Origin of the sequence: Georgenia sp. M64 (assembly GCF_038049925.1) — a bacterium.
Taxonomy (GTDB): Bacteria; Actinomycetota; Actinomycetes; order Actinomycetales; family Actinomycetaceae; genus Georgenia.
Window position 1 is genome coordinate 2911934 of record NZ_CP145809.1, and the last position, 25809, is coordinate 2937742.

Annotated in this window: 18 protein-coding genes; 8 read left to right on the top strand and 10 right to left on the bottom strand. The window is 75.2% G+C overall.

Translation table 11 applies throughout. From position 1 onward, the window contains the following. Positions 1 to 93 precede the first annotated feature (93 nt). The 5 genes from nudC to AAEM63_RS13110 are packed head-to-tail and all read right to left on the bottom strand — an operon-like array spanning position 94 to position 5251. The gene (gene nudC, locus AAEM63_RS13090) at positions 94 to 1041 is read right to left on the bottom strand and encodes an NAD(+) diphosphatase (protein WP_341358694.1); all 948 of its coding nucleotides are present in this window, start codon (positions 1039 to 1041) and stop codon (positions 94 to 96) included. A 27-nt stretch (positions 1042 to 1068) separates the two neighbouring features. After that, the gene (gene mnmA, locus AAEM63_RS13095; RefSeq protein WP_341358695.1) at positions 1069 to 2187 is read right to left on the bottom strand and encodes a tRNA 2-thiouridine(34) synthase MnmA; all 1119 of its coding nucleotides are present in this window, start codon (positions 2185 to 2187) and stop codon (positions 1069 to 1071) included. Continuing rightward, on the bottom strand, positions 2187 to 3446 hold the full coding sequence (locus AAEM63_RS13100) for a cysteine desulfurase family protein (protein ID WP_341358696.1): 1260 nt from the start codon (positions 3444 to 3446) through the stop codon (positions 2187 to 2189). Before AAEM63_RS13100 ends, mnmA begins: the two co-directional genes overlap by 1 nt. A gap of 3 nt (positions 3447 to 3449) precedes the next feature. After that, positions 3450 to 4427, bottom strand: coding sequence for an electron transfer flavoprotein subunit alpha/FixB family protein (locus AAEM63_RS13105; protein WP_341358697.1), 978 nt, complete (start codon positions 4425 to 4427; stop codon positions 3450 to 3452). Between the two features lie 14 nt (positions 4428 to 4441). Continuing rightward, entirely contained in the window at positions 4442 to 5251 is an 810-nt protein-coding gene (locus AAEM63_RS13110) for an electron transfer flavoprotein subunit beta/FixA family protein (protein WP_341358698.1), read from the bottom strand. 214 nt (positions 5252 to 5465) lie between these two features. On the opposite strand from AAEM63_RS13110, the gene glgX reads away from it, so the two are divergent. Together glgX and trpS are read left to right on the top strand one after the other, a co-directional pair. Further along, entirely contained in the window at positions 5466 to 7661 is a 2196-nt protein-coding gene (glgX, locus tag AAEM63_RS13115; RefSeq protein ID WP_341361370.1) for a glycogen debranching protein GlgX, read from the top strand. A gap of 120 nt (positions 7662 to 7781) precedes the next feature. Then, positions 7782 to 8858 (top strand): tryptophan--tRNA ligase, encoded by a 1077-nt coding sequence (gene trpS / locus AAEM63_RS13120; RefSeq protein WP_341361371.1) that lies wholly within the window; start codon positions 7782 to 7784, stop codon positions 8856 to 8858. Between the two features lie 139 nt (positions 8859 to 8997). Here the strand turns inward: trpS and glgP are convergent, their stop codons facing one another. Continuing rightward, the gene (gene glgP / locus AAEM63_RS13125; RefSeq protein WP_341358699.1) at positions 8998 to 11589 is read right to left on the bottom strand and encodes an alpha-glucan family phosphorylase; all 2592 of its coding nucleotides are present in this window, start codon (positions 11587 to 11589) and stop codon (positions 8998 to 9000) included. Between the two features lie 367 nt (positions 11590 to 11956). Here glgP and AAEM63_RS13130 point away from each other — a divergent pair, with 367 nt between their 5' ends. The 4 genes from AAEM63_RS13130 to glgB all read left to right on the top strand — a co-directional run bounded on the left by AAEM63_RS13130 (position 11957) and on the right by glgB (position 19697). Continuing rightward, positions 11957 to 13972 (top strand): alpha-1,4-glucan--maltose-1-phosphate maltosyltransferase, encoded by a 2016-nt coding sequence (locus AAEM63_RS13130; RefSeq protein WP_341361372.1) that lies wholly within the window; start codon positions 11957 to 11959, stop codon positions 13970 to 13972. Between the two features lie 95 nt (positions 13973 to 14067). Next, positions 14068 to 16065, top strand: coding sequence for a maltose alpha-D-glucosyltransferase (treS, locus tag AAEM63_RS13135; RefSeq protein ID WP_341361373.1), 1998 nt, complete (start codon positions 14068 to 14070; stop codon positions 16063 to 16065). Further along, the gene (locus AAEM63_RS13140) at positions 16062 to 17426 is read left to right on the top strand and encodes an aminoglycoside phosphotransferase (protein WP_341358700.1); all 1365 of its coding nucleotides are present in this window, start codon (positions 16062 to 16064) and stop codon (positions 17424 to 17426) included. The genes treS and AAEM63_RS13140 overlap by 4 nt, the downstream gene beginning before the upstream one ends. A gap of 78 nt (positions 17427 to 17504) precedes the next feature. After that, complete coding sequence (glgB, locus tag AAEM63_RS13145) at positions 17505 to 19697, top strand: 1,4-alpha-glucan branching protein GlgB (RefSeq protein WP_341358701.1); 2193 nt, start codon at positions 17505 to 17507, stop codon at positions 19695 to 19697. A 257-nt stretch (positions 19698 to 19954) separates the two neighbouring features. On the opposite strand, the gene AAEM63_RS13150 is transcribed toward glgB, so the two are convergent. Genes AAEM63_RS13150 through AAEM63_RS13160 form a run of 3 tightly spaced genes read right to left on the bottom strand, consistent with a single transcriptional unit; the run spans position 19955 to position 23304 of the window. After that, complete coding sequence (locus tag AAEM63_RS13150; RefSeq protein WP_341358702.1) at positions 19955 to 20908, bottom strand: tetratricopeptide repeat protein; 954 nt, start codon at positions 20906 to 20908, stop codon at positions 19955 to 19957. 57 nt (positions 20909 to 20965) lie between these two features. Continuing rightward, complete coding sequence (locus AAEM63_RS13155; RefSeq protein ID WP_341358703.1) at positions 20966 to 22003, bottom strand: hypothetical protein; 1038 nt, start codon at positions 22001 to 22003, stop codon at positions 20966 to 20968. Beyond that, on the bottom strand, positions 22000 to 23304 hold the full coding sequence (locus AAEM63_RS13160) for a hypothetical protein (protein WP_341358704.1): 1305 nt from the start codon (positions 23302 to 23304) through the stop codon (positions 22000 to 22002). Before AAEM63_RS13160 ends, AAEM63_RS13155 begins: the two co-directional genes overlap by 4 nt. 252 nt (positions 23305 to 23556) lie before the next feature. Between AAEM63_RS13160 and AAEM63_RS13165 the strand changes: the two genes are divergently transcribed. Beyond that, complete coding sequence (locus AAEM63_RS13165; protein WP_341358705.1) at positions 23557 to 24807, top strand: hypothetical protein; 1251 nt, start codon at positions 23557 to 23559, stop codon at positions 24805 to 24807. Between the two features lie 9 nt (positions 24808 to 24816). Here AAEM63_RS13165 and AAEM63_RS13170 read toward each other — a convergent pair whose 3' ends face one another. Further along, a complete protein-coding gene (locus tag AAEM63_RS13170) occupies positions 24817 to 25305 on the bottom strand; it encodes a GNAT family N-acetyltransferase (protein ID WP_341358706.1) in 489 nt (162 codons plus the stop codon). A gap of 51 nt (positions 25306 to 25356) precedes the next feature. Here AAEM63_RS13170 and AAEM63_RS13175 point away from each other — a divergent pair, with 51 nt between their 5' ends. Continuing rightward, on the top strand, positions 25357 to 25782 hold the full coding sequence (locus AAEM63_RS13175; protein WP_341358707.1) for a hypothetical protein: 426 nt from the start codon (positions 25357 to 25359) through the stop codon (positions 25780 to 25782). Positions 25783 to 25809 lie beyond the last annotated feature (27 nt).

The following is a 25809-nucleotide window of genomic DNA, read 5'->3' on the forward strand; positions in this document are numbered from 1 at the left end:
AGCGCGGCCGAGCCGGGGACCGAGGTCTGAGACGCGAGGACCGGGACGGGCGGCCCGCGCTGCACCGTGGGCCGCGGTGAGGGGAGGCGGGACTCAGTGCCGCAGCGTGTCGCCGTACCAGTCCTCGATGAGGGCCAGGGCGATCGAGGCCCGGGTGGGCAGGAGGACCTCCCCCGCCTCGACCGCCGCCCGCAGCTCCTCCCGGGTGAACAGTCGCGCCTCCGTGATCTCCTCGGCGTCGACCCGTACCTCGGGGTCGGCCTCGGCGAGGCGAGCGCGGAAGCCGAGCATGAGGGAGGCCGGGAAGGGCCACGGCTGGGAGGCGACGAACTCGACGTCGGTCACGACGACCCCGGCCTCCTCGAGGACCTCGCGCCGCACCGCCGCCTCGACCGACTCACCCGGCTCGACGTAGCCCGCGAGCGTCGAGAACCGGCGTTCGGGCCAGTGCGCGGCGTGGCCGAGGAGGATGCGGTCGCGGCCGTCGGTGACCGCCATGATGACGGCGGGGTCCGTGCGGGGGTAGTGGAGGGAGTGGTCCGCGGGGCAGCGCCGCACCCAGCCCGCGTCGACGACCTCCGTCAGCTCCCCGCACCGCGGGCACCGCGGGTGGCGGGCGTGCCAGGACGCCACCGCGACGGCCGTGGTGGCCAGCCCGGCGTCCCGGTCGCCGAGGGCGTCCCCGACGTCGCGCAGGTGCCCGAAGGTCAGGCCCGCGACGAGGTCGACGAGGGCGGCGTCGCCGACGACGGGCACCCCGTCGAGGTCACGCTCGTCGCCGAGGTCCTCGGGGAGGGTCAGCGCGAGGTACGCGCCGTCGTCGTCGCGGCCGAGGTAGACCACGTGCTCGGGGTCCAGGGCCGGGAGCGCGGTGGCCGGCCGCAGGTCCAGCGCGGTCCCGCGCAGCGCGAGGTGCCCGTGGCGCAGGAGGAGCACGCGCGTGCCGGCCTCACCGGCGAGGGCGGTGACGAGCCCGGGCCGGGACCGCGAGACGGCGTCGGGGTCGACGGTGGACCGGGCGAGGGGCAGGTCGGCGCGCACCTGCTCACCCTAGGGCGGCGGCCGCGCTCACACGGTGCGGGTGCCCGCGCCGAGGCGACCGGCGCGGGCGAGGGTCGCCTGGCCGAGCACCCGCGTGCCGGCGTAGACGACGAGGGACTGGCCCGGCGCGATCCCGCGCAGCGGCCGGTCGAGGTGGGCGCGGAGCTCGTCCCCCGTGCGGCGCACCCGTGCCGGCACCGGCTCGCCGTGGGCGCGGACCTGGACCTCTGCTCCGGTCCACTGCCCCGCGGGCACGTCGTCGGCCAGCCAGACCGTGGCGGTGGCGGTCAGGTCGTCGACGCTGAGCAGCTCGGCGGGCCCCACGACCACCTCGTTCGAGGCGGGCCGCACCTCCAGGACGTAGCGGGGGCGCCCGTCGGGGGCCGGGCCGGGCAGACCCAGGCCCTTGCGCTGGCCGACGGTGAACGCGTACGCCCCCTCGTGCTCGCCCACGACCGCGCCGTCGGGGTCGACGACGGCGCCGGGCCGGGCGCCGAGCCGCGAGCGCAGGAAGCCCTGGGTGTCGCCGTCGGCGACGAAGCAGATGTCGTAGGAGTCCGGCTTCGCCGAGACGCTCAGGCCGCGGTCGGCGGCCTCGGCCCGGACGTGGTCCTTCGACGGGGCGTCCCCGAGCGGGAAGATCGAGCGGGCGAGGCGCTCGGGGCCCATGACCGCCAGGACGTACGACTGGTCCTTGAGGGGGTCGGCGGAGCGGTGGAGCTCGCGCCGGGGGCCGGAGGGGCCGGTGGCCTCGGTGATGCGCGCGTAGTGGCCCGTCACCACGGCGTCGAAACCGAGGGCGAGGCCGCGGTCGAGCAGGGCCGAGAACTTGATGTGCTCGTTGCAGCGCACGCAGGGGTTGGGGGTGCGCCCGGCGGCGTACTCGTCGAGGAAGTCCGCCACGACGGTCTCCTCGAACTCCTCGGAGAGGTCCCACACGTAGTAGGGGATGCCCAGGACGTCGGCCGCCCGGCGGGCGTCGCCGGCGTCCTCGATGGAGCAGCAGCCGCGCGAGCCGGTGCGGTGCTGCGCCCGTGAGCGGGACAGGGCCATGTGGACCCCGACGACGTCGTGCCCGGCGTCGAGCGCACGCGCCGCCGCGACGGCGGAGTCCACCCCGCCGGACAGGGCCGCGAGGACGCGCATCACCGGGCCGCCCGGTCCGGCCGGGGCGCGGCGGGAGAGCCGGCGGCGACGCGGGCCGCGGCGGCGCCGCGCCGCCGGGTGCGCACCTCGTGGGCGCGCCGCGCGCCGTCGACGACCGCGGGCAGCGCGGCGAGGACGGCGTCGACGTCGGCGTCGGTGCTCGTGCGGCCGAGCGAGAGGCGCAGGGCTGACCGGGCCGTGTCCTCGTCACGGCCCATGGCCAGCAGGACGTGGGACGCCTCCTGCACGCCCGCCTGGCAGGCGGAGCCGGAGGACGCGGCGACGCCCGCCAGGTCCAGCCCGAGGAGCAGGGCGTCGGCGTCGGCGCCGTCGACGGTGAGGTGGACGGTCCCGGGCAGGCGCGGGTCGGGGCCCGGGCCCGGTGGCGGGCCCGTCAGCCGTGCGCCGGGGACCGCGGCCAGCACCCCGGTGGTCAGCCGGTCCCGCAGCGCGCGCAGCCGGCGGCCCTCGTCGGCGACCTCGGCGACGGCGAGCTCGACCGCGAGGGCGAGCGCCCGGGCTCCCGCGACGGCGATCGTCCCCGAGCGCACGCCGCGCTCCTGGCCGCCCCCGTGCTCCACCGGCACGAGGGCGAGCTCGCGGCGGGCGAGGAGCGCGCCGGTGCCCACCGGTGCGCCGAGCTTGTGGCCCGAGAGGGTCAGGGCGTCCGGGCCGCCCGGCGCGAAGTCCACGGGGACGTGGCCGACCGCCTGGACGGCGTCGGTGTGGACCGCCGCCCCGTGCCGGCGGGCGAGCTCGACCACCTCGGGCACGGGCTGGAGGACGCCGGTCTCGTTGTTCGCCCACATCACCGAGACGAGGGCGACGCGCCCGGCGCGCCGGGCGAGGAGGTTCTCGGCGGCGCCGAGGTCGAGGACCCCGTCCGCCCCCACGGGCAGCCGGTCCACCTGGGCGCCCTCGTGCGCGGCGAGCCAGGCCGCGGCCTCGAGGACGGCGTGGTGCTCGACGGCGGAGACCGCAAGGGCGTCACGGTCTTCGCGGCGGGCCCACCAGGCCCCCTTGACGGCGAGGTTGTCCGCCTCCGTCCCGCCGGAGGTGAACACGACCTCCCCGGGGCGCGCCCCGAGCGCGGCGGCGAGCTGCTCGCGCGCCTCCTCCAGCCGCCGGCGCGCCTCACGACCGGCGGTGTGGAGGGAGGAGGGGTTGCCCAGCCGGGTCAGCTCCTCGGCGTAGCGCGCGGCGACCTCGGGCCGCACCGCTGTGGTGGCGGCGTGGTCGAGGTAGTGCCGGGCGCCCAAGGCTCAGCCCTGGCGCAGGCGGCGCAGCTCGGCGACGGCCTGGGGCACGACCTCGGTGAGGTCCCCGACCACGCCGAGGTCGGCGATCTCGAAGATCGGCGCCTCGGGGTCGTTGTTGACCGCGACGATCGTCTCCGCGGTCTGCATGCCGGCGGTGTGGTGGATCGCACCGGAGACCCCGAGCCCGACGTAGAGGCGCGGGGAGATCGTCACACCCGTCTGGCCGACCTGGGCGGAGTGGTCGATCCACCCCTCGTCGGTGGCCACCCGGGTGGCGCCGACGGCGCCGCCGATCTCGTCGGCGAGCTGCTCGACGAGGGAGAAGTCGCCCTCGACGCCGCGGCCCCCCACGACGACGACCTTCGCCTCCCCCAGCGGTGCCCGGCTCCCGCCGGGGTGAGCGGTGCGCGAGACGACCCGGACGGCGCGCGCGACCGAGGAGAACGCCACCGGGACCGCGGAGACCGTGGCCGGCCCGGGGGCCGGGGCGTCGGCGGCCTCGACCGCGGTCGGCTTGACGGCCACCACGGGCAGGCCCCGACGCACGGCGCAGCTGGTCTCCCAGGTGCCCTGGAGGACGGAGCGGGAGGCGACGAGGCGACCGTCCTCGCCCACTGACACCCCCGTGGCGTCGACGACGGCGCCGGAGCCGAGCGCGACCGCCAGGCGGGCGGCGATCTCCTTCCCGGCGAAGCTGGAGACGAGGAGGACGGCCTCGGGGCGGACCGCGGCGACGACGGCGAGGACGGCCTCGGCGGCCACCGGGGCGACCTCGGGAGGCAGGGAGTCCAGGTCGGGGACGTGCACGGTGGCCACGCCCAGGCGGGCGAGGGCGGCGGTGTCCGGCTCGGCGAGGGCGACGGCGTCGACGTCGCCGGTGGTGAGGCCGCGGGCGAGGGTGAGCACCTCCGTCGACGGCGCGGTGAGCGCGCCGTCGGCGTGGTCGACGACGACGAGGACGGTTCCGGTGAGCGTGGTCATGTCTCTTCCCTGCCTCAGACGAGCTTGTTCTCGACGAGGTACGCCGCGAGCTGCGCACCGGCGTCGCCGGAGTCGGTGATGACGCGGCCGGCCTCGCGCGGCGGGCGCGGTGCGGCGTGGACGACGACGGTCCCCGCCCCCGCGGTGCCCACCTCGGGGCCGCCGTCGGCCTCCGCGCCGGTGGAGGCCAGCGAGAGGTCGTCGAGGTCCCAGATGGCCACGGGCCGCTTCTTCGCCGCCATGATCGCCTTGAAGTTGGGGTAGCGCGGCTCGTTGGCCTGGTCGGTCACGGACAGCACCAGCGGCAGCTCGGCCGCGAGGACCTCGTCGGCGTCGCCGATGGTCCGGGTGACCGTCACGGTCCGGTCGTCGATCGCCACCCGGCCGGCGAGGGTGAGCTGCGGCAGCTCGAGCGAGGCCGCCAGCGCGGAGGGCAGCATCGCGGTGAGGCCGTCCATGGACGCCATGCCGGTGACGACGAGGTCGACCGGGGCCTCCTCGCCGAGCTTGCGGACCGCGGCCGCGAGCACCCGGGCGGTCCCGACGACGTCGGACCCGGCGGCGCGGTCGTCGATGACGTGCACCCCCGAGGTGGCGCCCATCTGGAGCGCGCGGCGCACGGCGTCCACGGCGTCGTCGGGCCCCATCGTGAGGGCGACCACCTCGCCGCCGGTGGCCTCGGCGAGCTCGAGCGCGGCCTCGACCGCGTTCTCGTCGAGCTCGTTGAGCACGTCGTCGTCGCCGCGCACCAGGTGCCCGGCGGCGTCGAGCGAGCGCTCGGCCTGCAGGTCGGGGACGTGCTTGACGCACACGACGATCCTCATGGCCCCAGCCTGCCACCTGGTGCGCCGGTGCCGGCAATCGAGCCGCCCCGCACCGCGGCGGTGTGGTCGGCCTCACGCCCGGGGTCCGCTGAGGTTGAATGGGACCGTGAGCACCGCACGCCCCACCGCCCGCCCGGCCCCCCGGCCGGCCGCGAAGCCGCGGGCGACGCCCCCGCCCGCCGCCCCGGCACCGCCGCCGGCCCCGGTGGAGGTCCTGCGCGCCGACCACGCCGCGAACCCACGCCGCCTCGGCGCCCACCTCGTCGGGGACGGCGTCGACGTCGCGGTCGTCGCCTCCCGCGCCCGCGAGGTCGAGCTCTGCCTGCTCGACCCGGCCGGCGACGGCACGTTCACCGAGCGCCGCTACCTGCTGCGCGGCCCGGTGGCGGGGGTCTGGCACGGGCACGTCCCCGGGGTCGGCCCGGGCCAGCGCTACGGCTTCCGCGTCCACGGGCACTGGGACCCCGCGGCGGGGCTGCGGCACAACCCGGCCAAGCTCCAGCTCGACCCGTACGCCCGCGCGATCGACGGGGCGGTCGCCCTCGTCCCCGAGATCCACGACCACCTCGTCGGGCCCGACCTCGCCCCGCTCGACGGCGGGACGAGCGCCGACCCGGCCGACTCCGCCCCCTACGTGCCCCACGGCGTCGTCGTGGACGACGCGTTCGACGGGCACGTCCCCGGCCCGCGCGTGCCGTGGTCGCGCACGGTGCTGTACGAGGCGCACGTGCGCGGCCTGACGATGCGGCTGCCGGGGCTGCCCGAGGAGCTGCGCGGGACCTACGCGGGCCTGGCCAACCCGGTGACGATCGCGCACCTGAAGTCCCTGGGCGTGACGACGATCGAGCTGCTGCCCATCCACGCGTCGATGTCCGAGCCCTTCCTCACGACCAAGGGGCTGAGCAACTACTGGGGCTACAACACCCTGGCCTTCTTCGCCCCCGAACCGCGCTACGCCACCCGGGCGGCCCGGGAGGCCGGCCCGCAGGCGGTGCTCGCCGAGGTCAAGGGCATGGTCGCCCTCCTGCACGCCGCGGGTCTCGAGGTCGTCCTCGACGTCGTCTACAACCACACCTGCGAGGGCGGCTCCCACGGGCCGTCCCTGAGCCTGCGCGGGCTGGACAACACCGGGTACTACCTCCACGACGGCGTGGCGCCGGCCCGGCTGGTCGACGTCACCGGGTGCGGCAACTCCCTGGACTTCCGCCGCACCCGGGTGGTCCAGCTCGCCCTGGACTCGCTGCGCTACTGGGTGGAGGAGGTCGACGTCGACGGCTTCCGCTTCGACCTGGCGGTGACGCTGGGCCGCAACGGCGGTGACTACACGCCCTACCACCCCTTCCTCGTCGCGATGGTGACGGACCCGGTGCTCTCCTCGGTCAAGCTCATCGCCGAGCCGTGGGACCTGGGCCCGGGCGGGTGGCGCACCGGGCAGTTCCCCGCGCCGATGGCCGACTGGAACGACAAGTTCCGCAACGCCGTGCGCACCTTCTGGCTCGCCGACGCCGGCGCCGCCTCCCACGGGCACACCGGTCACGACCTGCGCGAGCTGGCCACCCGCATGTCGGGCTCGGCGGACCTGTTCGGCCTGGGCGAGGTCCCCGGGGGCCGCGGTCCGCTGAGCTCGGTCAACTACGTCACCGCCCACGACGGATTCACCCTGGCCGACCTCGTGGCCTACGACCACAAGCACAACGAGGCCAACCTCGAGGGCAACCGCGACGGGACCAACGACAACCGGTCGTGGAACCACGGCGTGGAGGGCGCGGTCAAGGACTCCATCGCCGCGCCGATCCTGCCGCTGCGCCGGCGCTCGATGCGCAACCTCATGGGCACGCTCCTGCTCTCGGCGGGGACCCCGATGATCACCGCCGGGGACGAGTTCGGGCGCAGCCAGCACGGCAACAACAACGCCTACTGCCAGGACAACGAGATCTCCTGGGTGGGCTGGGAGCTCGCACCGTGGCGCCGGGACATGCTCGAGACCACCCAGTACCTCCTGCGGCTGCGGGCCGAGCACCCCGTCCTGCGGCCGACCCGCTTCGCCACCGGGCGGCCCGACCCCGGCGACGACGTCGCCGACCTCGCCTGGTTCGACGGCGCGGGCCTGGCGATGACGGCCCACCGGTGGCACGACGTCCACAACCGGGTCCTGCAGATGCTGCGCTCGGGCCGGCGCTCGGCCGACCGGGACGCCCTCGTCCTCATCAACGGCTCCCTCGACCAGCAGATGGTCACCCTCGCCGAGGGCCGGGGCGGGGACTACGAGCTCGTGTGGGACTCGGCGTGGGAGCGCCCGGAGTACCAGCGCACCACCTCCGACTCCGACCCCCTCAGCCTCATCGCCTCCCCCCACGAGGTGGTGGAGATGGAGTCGCTGAGCATGCGGCTGTACCTCTCGATGCCCTGACCGCGGAGCGCCCACGCCCTGAACGGGCGCCGCCGCCGCGACGGTAGGGTGGCCCGCGTGCCCGCACAGCCCCTGACGTCCGAGCCCCGACAGACCGCCGCCGACCAGGCCGGCAACGACCTGGCCGAGGCGACCACCGACGCCTCCCTCGAGCGCACCCGCAGGCGAAGCGAGGAGATCGAGGCCCAGATCGCCGCCGACCCGACCGGCTTCCGCGTCCTGACCGGGGACCGCCCCACCGGCAACCTCCACCTCGGCCACTACTTCGGCAGCCTCCTCAACCGGGTCCGCCTCCAGGACGCGGGCGTGGAGACGATGGTCCTCGTCGCCGACTACCAGGTCATCACCGACCGTGACGGCGTCGGGCCGATCCGCGAGCGGGTGCTCTCCCTCGTCGCGGACTACCTCGCGGTCGGCATCGACCCCGACCGCTCGACGATCTTCACCCACTCCGCCGTGCCGGCGCTCAACCAGCTCATGCTCCCCTTCCTCAGCGTCGTGACCGACGCCGAGCTGCGCCGCAACCCCACCGTGAAGTCGGAGATGGAGGCCACCGGCGACCGGCCGATGTCCGGCCTCATGCTCACCTACCCGGTGCACCAGGCGGCCGACATCCTCTTCTGCAAGGCCAACCTCGTGCCGGTCGGCAAGGACCAGCTCCCCCACCTCGAGCAGGCCCGCGTGGTGGCGCGGCGCTTCGACGAGCGCTACGGCCGGGTCGGGGACGCCCCGGTCTTCCCGCGCCCCGAGGCGCTCCTCTCCGAGGCGGCCTCGGTGCTCGGCACCGACGGGCAGAAGATGTCCAAGTCGCGCGGCAACGCCATCGAGCTCGGCATGGACGCCGACACCACCGCCCGCCTGCTCAAGCGGGCGGTCACCGACGCCGACCGGCACATCACCTACGACCCCGTCGGTCGCCCGGAGGTCTCCAACCTCGTCCAGCTCACGGCCCTGGCCGGCGGCCGGGACCCCCACGACGTCGCCCGGGAGATCGGCGACGGCGGCGGCGCGGCACTGAAGCGCGCCGCCACCGAGGCCGTCAACGAGATGCTCGCCCCGGTCCGGGCCCGGCGGGCCGAGCTCGTCGCCGACGAGGGGCACCTGCTCGCCGTCCTGCGCGCGGGCAACGAGCGGGCGCGCGCCGTCGCGGACGCCACGCTCGACGAGGTCCGCGCGGCCATGCAGATGGTGTACTGAGGCCGCGGCCCAGCGCCGCCGGCACCACCGCACGACGGCGCCACCACCGCACGACGACCGACGGGCCCGTCCTCCGCGAGGAGGACGGGCCCGTCCGCACCCCCGGCCGCCCCGTCACGGAGCCGGCCGGGCCGGTGCGTCAGTGCTCGGCGCTGGTGACCAGGCTCAGCTCCGTGAAGGACGCCAGGTCCGGGTGGCTGGGCACGATCCGGGCGGTGTAGCCGAAGGGCCCGGCGAACTCGAGGGTGTAGGAGCCCGTGAAGGCGTGCCGGCCACCCTCCAGGACCTCGGTGTGCTCGAGCGCGAAGACCCGGAACTCGGTGAGGTTGTCCTCCTCGTCCACGCGGCCGCCGACGACCTGGACCTGGACGTCGGCCGGCTCGAGCTCGCCGAGGTCGGCGTAGACCGTCACCGCGACGGTGTCGCCGACGTTGACGACGTCGGCGACCCCCGACGCCTCGACGTGGTCGACGCGCACCCCCGGCCACGCGGCCCGGACGCGGGCCTTCCAGCCGGCGAGCTCGTCGGCCCCGACGTACTGGTGCTCGCCGTCGAGCCGGCGCGAGGACACCGCGACCGGGGTGTAGAGGTGGCGCACGTAGTCCTGGACCATCCGGGTGGCCTGCACCTTCGGCCCGAGCGTGGCCAGGGTGTGGCGGACCATCTCCATCCAGTGCCGCGGCACGCCGTCGGCGTCCCGCTCGTAGAAGCGCGGCACCACCGTGTCCTCGAGCAGGGTGTACAGGGCGGCCGCCTCGAGGCGGTCGCGCTCGGCGGGGTCCTCGACGCCGTCCGCGGTGGGGATCGCCCAGCCGTTGCGGCCGTCGTACCACTCGTCCCACCAGCCGTCGAGGATGGAGAGGTTGAGCGCACCGTTGAGGGCGCACTTCATCCCGGACGTGCCGGACGCCTCGAGCGGGCGCAGCGGGTTGTTCAGCCACACGTCGCAGCCGGGCATGAGGGACTGGGCCATGGCGATGTCGTAGTTCGGCAGGAACACGATCCGCTCGCGCACCCCGACCTGGTCGGCGAACTGGACGAGCTTCTGGATGAGGGTGACCCCGAGCTCGTCGTCGGGGTGGGACTTGCCGGCGACGATGATCTGGATCGGGCGCTCGGGGTCGGTGAGCAGGCGGGAGAGCCGCTCGGGGTCCGAGAGCATGAGCGTCAGGCGCTTGTAGGTGGGCACCCGACGGGCGAAGCCGATGGTGAGGACGTCGGGGTCGAGGACGTCGCCGGTCCAGCCGAGCTCGGCCGGGGAGGCCCCGCGGTCGATCCATGACTTGCGCACGCGGCGCCGCGCCTCGGTGACGAGGTTGCTGCGCAGGGTGCGGCGCACCGCCCAGAGCTCGGCGTCGTCGACGCCGCCGGCGTCCGGGCCCAGCAGCCAGCCCTCACCGGTCGCGAGCTGCTCGGGGGTGAGGTGGCGCTCGGCCATCTCGGCGAACGCCGGGTCGGTCCAGGTCGGGCCGTGGACGCCGTTGGTGACGGAGGTGATGGGCACCTCGCGGACGTCGAAACCGGGCCAGAGCTGGTGGAACATGCCCCGCGAGACGCGTCCGTGGAGCTTGGCCACGCCGTTGGCCCGCTTGGCCGCGCGCAGGCCCATGACGGCCATGTTGTACACGCCCCGGTCGCCGCCCTCGAAGTCCTCCGCGCCGAGCGCGAGAACCTTGTCGAGGGGGATGCCCGGGATCTCCGCGCCGCCGCCGAAGTACTGCGCGACGAGCTCGGTGCTGTACCGGGAGATGCCGGCGGGCACCGGGGTGTGGGTGGTGAAGACGGTGCCCGCCTTGACGGCCTCCAGCGCAGCCTCGAAGGTCAGGCCCTCGGCCTCGACGAGCTCGCGCATCCGCTCCACGGAGAGGAACCCGGCGTGGCCCTCGTTGCAGTGGTAGACCTCGGGCTTCGGCGAGCCCGTGAGGCGGGAGTACAGGCGCACGGCCTTGACGCCGCCCATGCCCAGGAGCAGCTCCTGGCGCAGGCGGTGGTCGGCGGAGCCGCCGTAGAGACGGTCGGTGACCCGGCGGGCCTGCTCGTCGTTGTCGAGGATGTTGGAGTCGAGCAGGAGCAGGGGCACGCGGCCGACCTGGGCGAGCCAGACCTGGGCGCTCAGGGTCCGTCCGCCGGGCATGTCCAGCGACACGCGCGCCGGGGTGCCGTCCGGCTCGCGCAGGAGCGTCAGCGGCAGGTTGTCGGGGTCGAGCAGGGGGTAGGTCTCGTGCTGCCAGCCGTCACGGGTGAGGGACTGCTTGAAGTAGCCGGCGCCGTAGAGCAGGCCCACGCCCACGATCGGGACGCCGAGGTCGGAGGCGGACTTGAGGTGGTCGCCCGCGAGGATGCCCAGTCCGCCCGAGTACTGCGGCAGCACGGCGGTGATGCCGTACTCGGCGGAGAAGTAGGCCACTGCGGACGGCTTGTCGGCGTCGGCGTAGTCCCGCTGGTACCAGCGCGGCTCGCTCAGGTAGCGGGCGAGGTCGGCGTCGAGCTCGCGGATCTGCGCGACCAGCGCGCGGTCGGCGGCGAGCTTCTCCAGCCGCCTCGGGTCCAGTGCGCCCAGGAGCGCGACGGGGTCGCCGTGGACCTCCTCCCACAGCTGCGGGTCGAGGGAGGCGAACATCTCCCGGGTCGGCGTGTGCCAGGACCACCGCAGATTCTGCGCGAGGGTGTCCAGCGGCTTCAGTGCCTCGGGCAGGACGGTGCGGACGGTGAATCGTCGGATGGCTCTCACGCGCGCAAGTCTAGGGGCAAACCCCTGCAACGCTTGCACTCCGTTACATCCGGGGGCACGGCGACGACACCTCTGGGGGCGTCCGCGCCACAGGTGCCGCAGATCCTCCCCTGGACCTGCCATCCGGGCCCGTCCTCGGTAGGTTCGGTCCGTGCACACCTCGAAGCCGCAGCAGCCCGCCCGACGCCGCTCCGACCGTCCCGCCGGCTCGCAGCCCGCCGTCCCCGAAGCGAGCGCGGGCGCCTCCGAGACGCCGCCCGTCCCCGCCGCCGAGCAGGCACCTGCCTCTCCTCCCGAGCAGGCACCCGCCGGGGCGCAGCCGCCCGCCGCGCCCGGCCCTCACCCGCTCGCCGCGGCGCCCGCTCCCGTGCCGGCGCCGTACGCCCCGGTCGGACGCATCCCCGTGGTCGAGGTCTCCCCCGTCCTGGAGGACGGCCGGTGGCCGGCCAAGGCCACCGTGGGCGAGGCGTTCCCGGTCCGGGCGACCGTCTTCCGGGAGGGGCACGACGCGGTCGCGGCCACCGCGGTCCTCGTCGCGCCCGACGGCAGCGACCACTCCCGGGTCGCGATGCGCGACGTCGCCCCCGGCCTCGACCGCTACGAGGCCTGGCTCGTCCCGGACGCGCCCGGTGACTGGGGCTTCCGGGTCGAGGGCTGGTCCGACCCGTACGCCACCTGGGCCCACGACGCCACGATCAAGGTCGACGCCGGCGTCGACGTCGGCCTCATGATGACCGAGGGGGCGCTGGTGCTCGGCCGGGCGGCCGAGGCCCCGGGCCTGGACGACGGCGCCCGCGCCGTCCTCACCGACGCCGTCGCCGCCCTGCGCGACGCGCGCCGGCCCCCCCAGGCGCGGATGGCCGCCGCGACGTCCCCCGACGTCCGCGCGGTGCTGGCCGCGCACCCCCTGCGGGAGATGGTCTCGCCGTCGGCCACGTACCCCGTCGTCGTGCACCGCGAGCGCGCCCTGTACGGGTCCTGGTACGAGATGTTCCCCCGGTCCGTCGGCGCGCACCTGGACAAGGAGACCGGCACCTGGACGCCGGGGACCCTGCGCACCGCCGCGGAGGACCTGCCGCGGATCGCCGGGATGGGGTTCGACGTCGTCTACCTCACCCCCGTCCACCCGATCGGCCTGACCAACCGCAAGGGCCGCAACAACACCCTGGGGGCGACCGAGCAGGACCCGGGCTCGCCGTACGGGATCGGCTCGTGGGAGGGCGGGCACGACGCCATCCACCCGGACCTGGGCACGTTCGAGGACTTCGACGCCTTCGTCGGCCGGGCGCGGGAGCTGGGCATGGAGGTGGCCCTGGACATCGCCCTGCAGGCCTCGCCCGACCACCCGTGGGTGAGCGAGCACCCGGAGTGGTTCACCACGCGGGCGGACGGCTCGATCGCCTACGCCGAGAACCCCCCGAAGAAGTACCAGGACATCTACCCGCTGAACTTCGACAACGACCCCGAGGGCATCTACGTCGCGATCCGCGACATGCTCGACCTGTGGGTCGAGCACGGGGTCACCGCGTTCCGAGTGGACAACCCGCACACCAAGCCGCTGAGCTTCTGGCAGCGCCTGCTCGCGGAGTACCACGAGCGTCACCCCGAGGTGATCTTCCTCGCCGAGGCCTTCACCCGGCCGGCGATGATGCGCACGCTCGGCGCGATCGGCTTCCACCAGTCGTACACGTACTTCACCTGGCGGACCCGCAAGGACGAGATCGGCGACTACCTGCTCGAGCTCGCCCGGGAGACCGACGCCCGCGTCCGGCCGAGCTTCTGGCCCACCACGCACGACATCCTCACGCCCTACATGCAGCAGGGCGGGGTCACCGCGTTCGCGATCCGGGCCGTCCTGGCGGCCACCGGCTCGCCCACGTGGGGCATCTACTCCGGCTACGAGCTGGTCGAGCACGTCGCCCGGCCCGGCGCCGAGGAGCAGATCGACAACGAGAAGTACGAGCTCAAGGAGCGCGACTTCGCGCGCGCCGGCGACCACGGCATCGCGACCCTGCTCACCGCCCTCAACCGGCTGCGCCGGGCGCACCCCGCCCTGCAGCGGCTGCGCAACGTCACCGTCCACCCCACCAGCGACGACGGGATCCTGTGCTTCTCCAAGCACGTCCCCGCCGACCAGTCGCCCACCGGCACGGCGGACACGGTCGTCGTGGTCGTCAACCTCGACCCCTTCCTCACCCGCGAGGGCGTCGTCCACCTCGACCTCGCGGCCCTGGGCGTCACACCGGGCGGCGAGCCCGGCGCCCCCGCGATCGCGGTGAGCGACGAGCTGAGCGGCCAGACGTACTACTGGGGGCCCGACCCGTTCGTCCGGCTGGATCCGCACGCCCAGGTGGCCCACGTCCTGAGCGTGAGGCCGCTGTGACGGCGCAGACGGCCGCGGGTGCGGCCGTCCCCACCCAGACCGCCGTGCCCGCCCCCGAGGGGGCACTGCCCGCCCCGGTCGAGCCGGTCGCGGCGCTGCAGGACGGGCACCGGCCCGGCCTCTCCGAGGACCCGGAGTGGTACCGCACGGCGGTGTTCTACGAGGTGCTCCTGCGCGCGTTCGCCGACTCGCGCGGCTCCGGCACCGGTGACCTGCGCGGCCTCATCGACCGCCTGGACTACATCCAGTGGCTCGGTGTGGACTGCCTGTGGCTCCCGCCGTTCTACCCCTCGCCGCTGCGCGACGGCGGGTACGACGTCTCCGACTACACCTCCGTGGCGGCCGAGTACGGCACCATCGAGGACTTCGAGGAGCTGATGCGCGAGGCACACGCCCGCGGCATCCGCGTCATCGTCGACCTCGTCATGAACCACACGAGCGACCAGCACCCGTGGTTCCAGTCCTCGCGGTCCAACCCCGACGGGCCCTACGGCGACTTCTACGTCTGGTCCGACACCACCGAGCGCTACGAGGACGCCCGGATCATCTTCGTCGACACCGAGACGTCGAACTGGACGTTCGACCCGGTGCGCCGGCAGTACTTCTGGCACCGGTTCTTCTCCCACCAGCCGGACCTCAACTTCGAGAACCCCAAGGTCCGCGACGCGATGTTCGACGTCGTGCGCTTCTGGTGCCAGGTGGGGGTGGACGGGTTCCGGCTCGACGCCGTGCCCTACCTCTTCGAGGAGGAGGGGACGAACTGCGAGAACCTGCCCCGCACCCACGAGTTCCTCGCGGACCTGCGCGCGATGGTCGACGCCGAGTTCCCCGGCGTCGTCATGCTCGCCGAGGCCAACCAGTGGCCCGAGGACGTGGTGGAGTACTACGGGAGCGAGGAGCGGCCCGAGTGCCACATGTGCTTCCACTTCCCCGTCATGCCCCGCCTCTACTTCTCGCTGCGCGAGCAGCGGGCGAGCGCGATCCGGGACATCCTCGCCGACACCCCGCCCATCCCCGCGGGGGCGCAGTGGGGGACGTTCCTGCGCAACCACGACGAGCTCACGCTGGAGATGGTCTCCACCGAGGAGCGCGCCGCCATGTACGGCTGGTACGCCGAGGACCCGCGCATGCGGGCCAACGTCGGCATCCGGCGCCGGCTCGCTCCGCTCCTGGGCAACTCCCGGGCCGAGATCGAGCTCTCCCACGCGCTCCTGCTGTCCCTGCCCGGCTCGCCGTGCCTGTACTACGGCGACGAGATCGGCATGGGTGACAACATCTGGCTCCCGGACCGTGACGCGGTGCGCACCCCGATGCAGTGGACCCCGGACCGCAACGCCGGCTTCTCCACCGCGGACCCGGGCAAGCTCTACCTGCCGGTCGTGCAGTCCCTCGTCAACCACTACGCGGCGGTCAACGTCGAGGCGCAGATCGCCCAGAAGACGTCGCTGCTGCACTGGGTCCGGGGCATCCTCGACGTGCGGCGCCAGCACCCCGTGTTCGGCAACGGCGACTTCGTCCCGCTGCGGGTGGACAACGACGCGGTCCTGGCCTTCACCCGCTCGAACGGGCACGAGACCGTGCTCTGCGTGATGAACATGGCCAACACCGCCCGCTCGACGACCGTGCGCATGCCCGACCACGCCGGCCACCACCTCACCGACGTCTTCGGCGGGGCGCGGTTCCCGGCGGTGTCCGCCGACGGCACGGTCACCTTCACCCTGGGCTCGCGCGACTTCTTCTGGCTCGTCGTCACCCGCCCGGAGGAGGCGGTGACCGCGCCCATGGGCGGCCTGCCCGCGCACGTGCGCCCGGCGCCCGGCGAGGGTGAGGAGCACCACCGCGCGGAGCCGTACCACGTCACCCCGGACGGCACCGGCCCCCGCGCCCCCGTCCTGCCGCACGACCACCGGCCGCCCACGCCGCCGGCCGGGATGCCCGCGCTCACCGCACCCGCGGCCGGCCACGGGCCCGCCGGCCCGCGACCCACCGACGACCCTGCGACCGTCGCGCCGCCCATCGGGGGCGCCGGCCCCGCCGCGGCCGCGCCCCGGCTCTCCGACCCCAGTGCCGCGACCCCGGAGGGGACGGCATGAGCATCCTCGACGCCGAGCTCCTCGGCGCCCTCGGCCCGTGGCTCGCCGGGCGGCGGTGGTACACCGGCAAGGGCCGCGAGCCCCGCCTGACAGCGGTCTCCGGCCTGCGCCTGGACGAGGCGTCGGAGACGTGGCTGGTGCGCGACGACGCCGGCCCCGAGCCGGTGCTCTACCAGGTCCCGCTCACGCGCCACCCGGGCCCGGTCGCCGGGCTCGAGGGCGCGCTCGTGGCCACCGGGCCCGCCGGCTGGGTCTACGACGGCTGCCAGGACCCCGACGGCGCCGCCGCCCTCCTCCGGGCCATCACCGAGGAACGTCGGCTCGACCCGGTCGACGGCCGCGGGACGGGCACCGGGCACCGCGCGGGAGCGGCCCCCGTGCCCACGGGCTCGCGGGTGCTCAGCGGCGAGCAGTCCAACACCTCGGTCATCTACGACGTCGCCGACGGCGAGCCCGTCATCCTCAAGGTCTTCCGAGTCCTGCACCCCGGGTACAACCCCGACGTCGAGGTCCAGCAGGCGCTCGCCTCGGCCGGGTCCACCCGCGTCCCCCGCCCGGTGGGCGACCTCGTCGGTCGCTGGCCGGGCCGCGACGCCGGTCCGCCCGACGCGGTGACCGGCGCCGGCGAGACCCTGGTCGAGGGCCACCTGGCCCTGGCCCAGGAGTTCCTGCCCGGGGTCGAGGACGCCTGGCGCGTCGCGCTGCGCGCGGCGACCGCGGGCGAGGACTTCACCGACCGGGCCCGCGCCCTCGGCGAGGCCACCGCCGAGGTCCACGCGGTCCTCGCCCGGGTGCTGCCCACCCGCGCGGCCGACGACGCCGCCCGCGCGGCCACGCTGCGCGGCTGGCAGGGTCGCCAGGGCGACGCCGTCGCCCACGTCCCGGCGCTCGCGGACCGGGCCGACGAGATCGACGCCGTGCTGCGCGCCGGGGCGGGCGCGCCGTGGCCGCGGCTGCAGCGGGTGCACGGCGACTTCCACCTCGGGCAGGTCCTCGACGTCCCCGGCCGGGGCTGGGTCCTCCTGGACTTCGAGGGCGAGCCCCTGCGTCCCCTCGCCGGGCGCACCGAGCCGGACCTCCCCCAGCGCGACGTCGCCGGGATGCTGCGGTCGTTCGACTACGCCGCGGCCTCCGCCGCGGGCGCCCCGGCCGGCTGGGCCACCGCCGCGCGGGAGGCGTTCCTCGACGGCTACGCCGTGGCGTCGGGCGGTGACCCCCGGGCCGACGCCGAGCTGCTGCGCGCCCTGGAGCTGGACAAGGCGCTGTACGAGGCGGTCTACGAGGCGCGCAACCGGCCCGACTGGCTGCCCATCCCGTTGGCGGGGATCGAGCGGATCCTCACCGGCGCCGCCGGCACGTGACCCACCACCCCCGCCGACCTCTCGGCCGCCGGGGCCACAGACCGCGCGAGCGGCACCCTGATGGGAGAGAGTTGACCCATGGATCGTGAAACCAGACCGCCCGCCCGCCCGGTCGACGCCGGCGTCCTGCACGAGGTCGCCTACGGCAGCTACCACGACCCGCACTCGGTGCTCGGCGCCCACGTCGGGGACGGCGCGGTCACCGTGCGCACCGTGCGTCACCTCGCCGACGCCGTCGCCGTCGTCACCGCCCACGACGTGTACGAGGCCCACCACGAGCACGACGGCGTGTGGGTGGCCGTGCTGCCCGGGACGACGGTCCCGGACTACCGCGTCCGGGTCACCTACGGCGCCACCACCACGACCGTGGACGACCCCTACCGCTACCTGCCCACCCTGGGCGAGCTCGACCAGCACCTCATCACCGAGGGCCGGCACGAGGAGCTGTGGAACGTCCTGGGAGCGCACGTGCGCCGCTACCCCGGCGAGCTCGGCGACGTCACCGGGGTCAGCTTCGCGGTGTGGGCGCCCAACGCCCGGGCCGTGCGCGTCGTCGGCGACTTCAACTCGTGGAACGGCGCCGGCACGGCGATGCGCTCCCTCGGCGGCTCGGGGATCTGGGAGCTGTTCGTGCCCGGGATCGGTGCCGGCGAGCGCTACAAGTTCGAGATCGGCTACCGCGACGGCTCCTGGCACCAGAAGGCCGACCCGATGGCCCGCTACGCCGAGGTGCCGCCCGCGACCGCGTCCGTGGTGACCGAGTCCTCCTACACCTGGTCCGACGACGCGTGGATGACCCGCCGCGCCACCACGAACCCCCACACCGGGCCGATGAGCGTCTACGAGGTGCACGCCGCGTCGTGGCGGCCGGGACTGTCCTACCGTGAGCTCGCCGACGAGCTCATCGAGTACGTGACAACCCTCGGCTTCACGCACGTGGAGTTCATGCCCGTCGCCGAGCACCCGTTCGGCGGGTCGTGGGGCTACCAGGTCACCGGCTACTACGCCCCCACGTCCCGGCTGGGCACGCCGGACGACTTCCGCCACCTCGTCGACCGCCTCCACCAGGCCGGCATCGGCGTCATCGTGGACTGGGTCCCCGCCCACTTCCCCAAGGACGCGTGGGCCCTCGCCCGGTTCGACGGGACGGCCCTGTACGAGGACCCGGATCCGTTGCGCGGGGACCACCCCGACTGGGGCACCCACATCTTCAACTTCGGTCGGCGCGAGGTCCGCAACTTCCTCGTGGCCAACGCCCTGTACTGGCTCGAGGAGTTCCACGTCGACGGTCTGCGCGTCGACGCCGTCGCCTCGATGCTCTACCTCGACTACTCCCGCAAGCCCGGGCAGTGGCGGCCCAACGCCCGCGGCGGGCGGGAGAACCTCGAGGCCATCAGCTTCCTCCAGGAGACCACCGCCACGGCGTACAAGAGGGTCCCCGGCATCGTCATGATCGCCGAGGAGTCCACCGCGTGGCCCGGCGTGACGGCCGAGACCTCCCGCGGCGGGCTCGGGTTCGGCCTCAAGTGGAACATGGGGTGGATGAACGACACCCTGCGCTACGTCGCGGAGGAGCCGATCAACCGGCGCTACCACCACGGCGAGCTGACGTTCTCCCTCGTCTACGCCTTCTCCGAGCAGTTCGTCCTGCCGATCAGTCACGACGAGGTCGTCCACGGCAAGGGGTCCCTCCTGTCGAAGATGCCGGGCGACTACTGGCAGCAGCTGGCCAACGTCCGGGCGCTGCTGTCCTACCAGTGGGCCCACCCCGGCAAGCAGCTGCTCTTCATGGGCCAGGAGTTCGCCCAGGGCGCCGAGTGGGACGAGAGCCGCGGCCTGGACTGGTGGCACATGGACGTCCCCCAGCACCAGGGGGTCGCCCGGCTCGTGGCGAGTCTCAACGAGGTCTACCGCGCGCACCCGGCGATGTGGTCCGAGGACTTCTCGCACCGCGGCTTCGAGTGGATCGAGAGCACGGACGGGGACCACAACCTCATCTCCTTCGTCCGTCGCAGCGCCGACGGCGAGGACCTCGTGGTCTGCATCGTCAACTTCGCCGGCACCCCGCACGAGGGGTTCCGCACCGGGCTGCCGCACGGTGGCGACTGGGTGGAGGTCCTCAACTCCGACGACGAGGCCTACGGCGGCTCCGGCGTCCTCAACCCGGGCACCCTGCACGCCGAGGAGGTCAGCTGGAACGGCCGGCAGCACTCGGTCGCGCTGCGTGTGCCGCCGCTCGGCGCGGTCTGGCTGGTCCCGGCCGGGCGCTGACGAGCGTAGGAGCGTCACAGGGGCCGGTCCTCACGACCGCAGCAGCGGCACAGGGCCGGCCCCCACGCACACGATGTGACGCTGTGGCGACGCCCGAGCACCTCGCGGCCGCAACAGCGTCACAGGGCCGGCCCTCGCGCACCCGATGTGACGCTCCTGCGACGCGCGCCGACCGGACACGGTCGCTGCAACTCCTCAGATCGAGGTGTTGCAGCGACCGTGTGAACCCGCGGTCCCGGGCCCTTCATCAATCCTGATCAGTACAGAGCGCTCGCCAGGCTGCGACGTGCGGGGGCGACGTCCGGGTGCGCCAGACCGGCGATCTCGAACAGGTCCACGAGGCGCTGCCTCACCCGCTCCCGCTCGTCCCCGGCTGTGACGCGCACGGTGGCGAGGAGCCGCGCGAATGCCGCACCGAAGTCGCCGACGGCCGCCTCGACGTCCGCCGCGGTCAGTGCCGCGTCGACGTCGCCGGCACCGCCGGCGTCCGCGACGGCGAGCGCCTGCGCCGCGTCGGCCGCGTCCGCCCGCTGGAGCAGCTGGACCTGCAGCATCGCCGCGTGCGCCTCCGCGTCACCCGGGTTCTCCTTGAGGGCCCGTCGGTAGGCGTCCTCCGCAGCGGCCAGGTCCCCGCGCTCCAGGGCCTCCATCGCCTCCGCGTGCAGCGGCGGCAGCGGCGGCTCCTCCGGCTCCGGGAGCGGTTCCTCCTCGGCGGCCAGCACACCGGTCACGCCGTTCTCGGCGGCGAGCCGCAGGACCTCGTCGAGGACCTGGCGCAGCTGCTCGGCGGGGTAGAGACCCTGGAACAGCGGGATGGGCTGGCCGGCGACGACGGCCGCCACGGTGGGGACCGACTGGACCTGCAGCGCGGCCGCGATCTGCGGGGCCGCGTCGACGTCGGCCTTCGCCAGCTGGAAGCGCCCGCCGTACTCGCGGGCGAGGCCCTCGAGGACCTCCGTGAGCTGTGCACTCGCGGCGGACCGGGGCGACCACAGCTCGAGCACGACCGGGACCTGCGAGGAGAGCTGGACGAGGGCGCCGAACGTCTGCTCGGTCACGTCGGTGACCAGTGGCCCGGGAACTGTCGCGCCGGGGGCGCCCGGGGCAGGTGCGCCGGGAGCGGCACCCGGCGCACCACCGGGTGAAGGGGCGCGGAGCGTGGACAGGTCCACGGCACCGGCGAGGTTCATCCGCGGCATGGGCTGGCTCATGGGTGGTTCCTTCGTTCGTCCGTCATCGTGCTCGTGCCGCTGTGCGGCGCGGTCGGGTCAGCCCTCGGGCTCCTCGGCAGGCGCAGCGGCGTCGTCCCTGGTCACCTCGGACAGGACGGTGTTCGCGCCCAGCGCCCGGATCGTCTGGTCCTCGGCGTCGGCCGGCGGGACGTAGAACGCCAGCAGCACGAGCGAGGTGCCGGTGACCGTGCCTCGCACCTCGGCGTCCTCCCCCAGCAGCCGGCCGAGGGCGCCACCGGCGGTGACGGTCGCCCCGGCCACGGTCTTGCGGATCGTGGTGGCCGTGGTGATCTCGCCCATGACGATCGCACCCCCGTCGGCCGTGGCCAGCGCCACCGGGCCGTCGTCGCCGGCCTCGGCGCCGAGGGTCGCCTCACCACCCGCCTCGACGGCGTCGTCCAGCCCGGTGACCCCCTCGCGCACGCTCGTCGCGAACGGGTCCTCGGCGAAGAGGTCCGCCGCCTCGCCCTCGGGGTCGGTCAGTGCCTCGGCGTAGCGGTCGACGACCTCCGCCGGCGCGGCCACGAGGCCGGTGGCGTCGTTGGGCACCTGCGCCGAGCCGGTGTCCGGGTGCACCAGGGCGGGCGTCTCGATCCCGGGGAACAGCTCGACCCAGCCCCACAGCGCGAACTGCTGCCGGGCGCTGCCCTGGGTCAGCGCCATGAGCAGCGGCAGGTTCGCCCCCTCGGGCACCTGCGTGATGACCATCGCGGTGCGAGGGAACTCCGTGGTCGCGGCGACCGCCTCCACCTGCGGCTCGGTCGTCAGCGGCCCGGGGGCAGCGTCGCCGTCGGTCTCCTCGGCCAGCCGGTACTCGGCCTGGCGGATGTCCCGGGCGGGGCCGATGACGCGCGAGGACATCGCCTCGACGTCCTGCGCCTCGTCCCCCGCCGCCAGGGCGTCGGCGACCTCCTGGAGGATGCGCTCGGTGCGCGCCGCGTCGAGGACCGGGGCGGGCGTCTCGGCCACGGGGTCCGGCTCCGGCTGGGGCAGCTCCGCCGGGGCGCACCCCGCGAGCAGGGCGACGACGACGGCGCCGCCGGCCACGGCGCGCCGGTGCGTGATGCGCCTCATCGCTGCTCCTCCTCGTCCCGGGCTTCCCTGAATCCCCACATGCTGCGCCAGCTCGGTGCCTCCTCGTCGGTCGTCCCGGCGGCAGGACCGCCGGGGTGCTCGGTAACGGCGGCAGGACCGCCGGCGTGCTCGGTACCGGCGGCAGGACCGCCGGGGTGCTCGGCACCGGCGGCAGGACCGCCGGGGTGCTCGGTACCGCTCCCGGGACCACGGGACGCCCCCGCCGGGGCCGCGTCGTCGGCCTGGTCGACGCGAGCGGTGCGGTACTCGCCGGCGCGCGGCGAGGCGGGCACGATCCCCGCTCCACGGGCGGTGCCGGCGGCCACGCGCTCGCCGTCGCCGGCGTGGACCTCGGGGGGGTGGTCGGTGTCGTCGACGCCGGTGAGGTCACCGGTGCCGGTACCCGTGCCCGCGGCACCGGGTCCGGACGCGACGGCGGTCCGGGTGGCGCGCAGCTCGGCGGACCGGGTCGAGCCCGGGACCACCCCGGCCCCGCGGGCGGCCCCGGCGTCGCCCTGGTCGCGGACGTGCTCGGTCCCGGCCACCACCGGGATCTCTCCCGTGCGGCCGCGGCCCTCCTCGGCGCGCGCTCGCTCGCGCAGCTCCCGCCGCGTCAGGCCTGCCCCGGCCGTGGTGGGCAGCACGGAGGTGGTCGCGGCGGCCGCGGCGGGCCGGGCCTCGGCGGTGCGACGGCCGGCCTCCCGGCGGGTCAGGATGTCCAGCACCAGCAGCGCGAGGCCGGCCAGGAGCAGGACGGCGCCCGCGACAAGTCCGGGGACCAGCCACGGCGTGCGCACCTCGACGGGCCAGGTCAGGGCGACCTGCGGCGCCGGGGACGCGCCGTCGGTGGCGGCGAGGAGGCTCCAGCGTCCCTCGGCGTCCTCCCACGCGATCTCGGCGGTACCCGTCCCGGTCTGCTCGACGGGCCACAGGTCGGACCCTGCCGGGTTCGGCAGGCCCTCCGCGGACTCGCCCCGGGTCTCGGCCTCGAGCTGCTCCCACGAGCTCAGCCCGGTGATGCGCACGTGCGCGTCCTCACCGACCCAGGCGTCGACGTCCTCGCTCCGGGCGACCACCAGGACGACCGGCTCGTCGTCGCCGGCCGTCGCCGTGATCGTGACGTCCTCGGCGACCGCGTCCAGGACCCCCGGGTCCGAGACGACGACGGGCGCCTCGGGGCGGTCGGGCAGGGTGAGGGTGGCGGTGTCCGTGGGACGCCACACCGTGGCGGAGGCGATCGCCAGCGCGATGGCGACGACGCCGAGCACGATGAGCGCGACGGAGATGATCCGACGTGTCACGAGGGTGGGTGTCCTCCCGTTCAGGATGCCCGGTGCGGCATCGTCAACCAGCCAGAATACGTCGCGCCGTCCCCTCGCGCGCCCGGGGAGGTCCGGGCGCCCCCGGTGCGGGCGGCCCGGGTCCGCCAGGGGACGGCCGCCGGACCGCCCCGCGGTGGTGCCGGTCACGCGCCCGGCTACCCTGAGGACGGCCGACGTGGGGCAGGGCGTCCGTGGGCTCCGCCGCCACGACGACGATCGCAGGAGGTTGCCATGAGCGAGGAGGGCCCGGCGTTCCCGGTGGTGATGCGCGGCTACGACCGTGCTCAGGTCGACCAGCGGATCCACGCCCTGGAGAGTGCCCTCGCGGAGGCTCGGCACGAGGTCGAGGCGCTCGACGCCCGCACCCTGAAGATCGCCGGTGAGCTCGCCGAGGCCCAGCGGCTGCTGCGGGAGAACGAGCGCCCCACCTACGCCGGGCTGGGCTCACGCGTGGAGCAGCTGCTCCGGTCCGCGGAGGAGCAGGCTTTCGACGTCGTCAGGCGGGCGAACACCGACGCCCAGCGGATCCTCGACCGCGCCCGGGCCAACGCCGGCGCCCTCACCGAGCGGGCCGAGCAGGAGGCCGCCGCCCTCCTCGCCGACGCCCGACGCGAGGCCGAGCAGCTCTCGACCCACTCCCGGGCCCAGGCCGACACGGCGGTGACCAACGCCCGGCACCGCGCCGAGGAGCTCGTCGCCTCGGCCGAGCGGGAGGCCGGCCGGGTCACGGCCGCCGTCACGGCCGAGACCTCCGAGCGGCGGGCAAGCCTCGAGCGGGAGCTGGGCCTCCTGCGTGCCCTGACGGAGCGGGAGACGACCGAGCTGCGCACGCGGACCGAGACCGAGACCACCGAGCTGCGCGCCCGGACCGAGACCGAGACCGCCGAGCTGCGCGCCCGGACCGAGCAGGCCGCCGCCGACGCCCACGCCGCTGCCCTCGAGCAGACGCGCACCATGCTCGGGGACGCCCAGGAGCGCGCCGAGCAGGCGGAGCGGCGCCTGGCCGAGGCGCTGGAGCGCACCGAACGCCTCCGGGTGGACACCGACGCCGAGGTACGCGCCCGCCTCGACGCCGCCCACGGCGAGGTCGAGCAGCTGCTGGCCGACGCCCGCGCCGACGCGGCGCGGATACGCGCCGAGGCCGTCGACGAGGCGGAGCAGGTCCGCACGACGGCGCAGCGCCAGGTGGAGGAGCTGAGCAGGCAGCGTGAGTCCATCGCCAGCTACGTCGAGGACCTCCGAGGCCTGCTCGCCGCCCGGGAGGAGGGGGCGCCCCCGGCACCCGAGGACTCCGGCCGGCCGGCACAGGCCTCGCCCGACCGGCCCGCGGCGGGCACCGACCGGGCACCGGCGGGCACCGCCGACCCACCGCCCACCAAGGGGCCTGCCCGACCACCCGCCGGCCCCGGCGCCCGCCCCGGCAAGGGACGCCCGTCCGGCGGCCGTCCGCCGGCGGGCCCGCCCCCGCCCCCACCCGCCTGAGGAGGGCGGTCAGCGCACCATCCGCAGCTCGGGCAGGAGCCCGTGCGCGGCCTGCTCGCGGCGGGCACCGTCGAGCTCGAACCCCTGGCGCCGGTAGAAGTCCACCGCCCGGTCGTTGCCCTCGACCACCCACAGGAAGCACGGCGCGTCCCCGACGGCCAGGCCCAGCAGGTGAAGACCCGTGCGGCGGCCCTGCTCGGCGGCGAGCACGTAGAGCAGCGTGAGCTCCAGGGGACGGACCTGGCCCGGTCCCGTCGCACGGGCACTCGCGAGACCCACGGCCTCGCCGTCCCGCTCGGCGATCCACGTGTGGGTGTCGCCCGGGTCCGCCAGGCGGGCCGCCCACCGGCCCTCGAGGGTCTCGTCCCGCTCGGCGTAGACCGCCTCCGGGACCCGGTCGCCGTAGGTCTCTCGCCAGCCCTGCTGGTGCACGCGGGCGAGCGCCGGGGCGTCGAGGACCGACGCCGGACGGATCCGGGCGGAGGGCAGGGCGGGCACGGTCCCCAGGGTACCGGGGGTGGTCGTCGCGCCGGTCGTACGCTGTCGGCCATGGACACCGACGAGTGGTCACGCCGGCGCCGGGAGGCGGCCGGTGCCCATGCCGAGGCCCTCGACCGGCGCCGGCGGGCCGACGCCCGGCGCGCGCAGGAGATGCTCGACGGCTTCGCCGCCGCGGCAGCCGCCGCGGGCCTGCCCGCCGAGGCCCTGCGGGTCCAGGGCTACGGCGGGCGCGGCTCGGCCCGCACGGACACCACCGGCTGGTACCTCCGCGCGGACCGCACGGTCGCGGTCGGGACGGACGGCTCCTTCTACGTCCTCACCGCACGCCTCTCCGTCACGGACCGGTTGCGCGGGGTGACGCTCCGCCCCGCCGAGCCCCCGCTCGTCATCGGTTCCGGCGGCAAGGACGGCGACTCGATCGACCTCGCGACGGCCCTCGGGCGCCTGCTGCCGGGGTGGGACGCCCGGGACTGACCACCCTTCCCAGTAGCGGACGGTCGT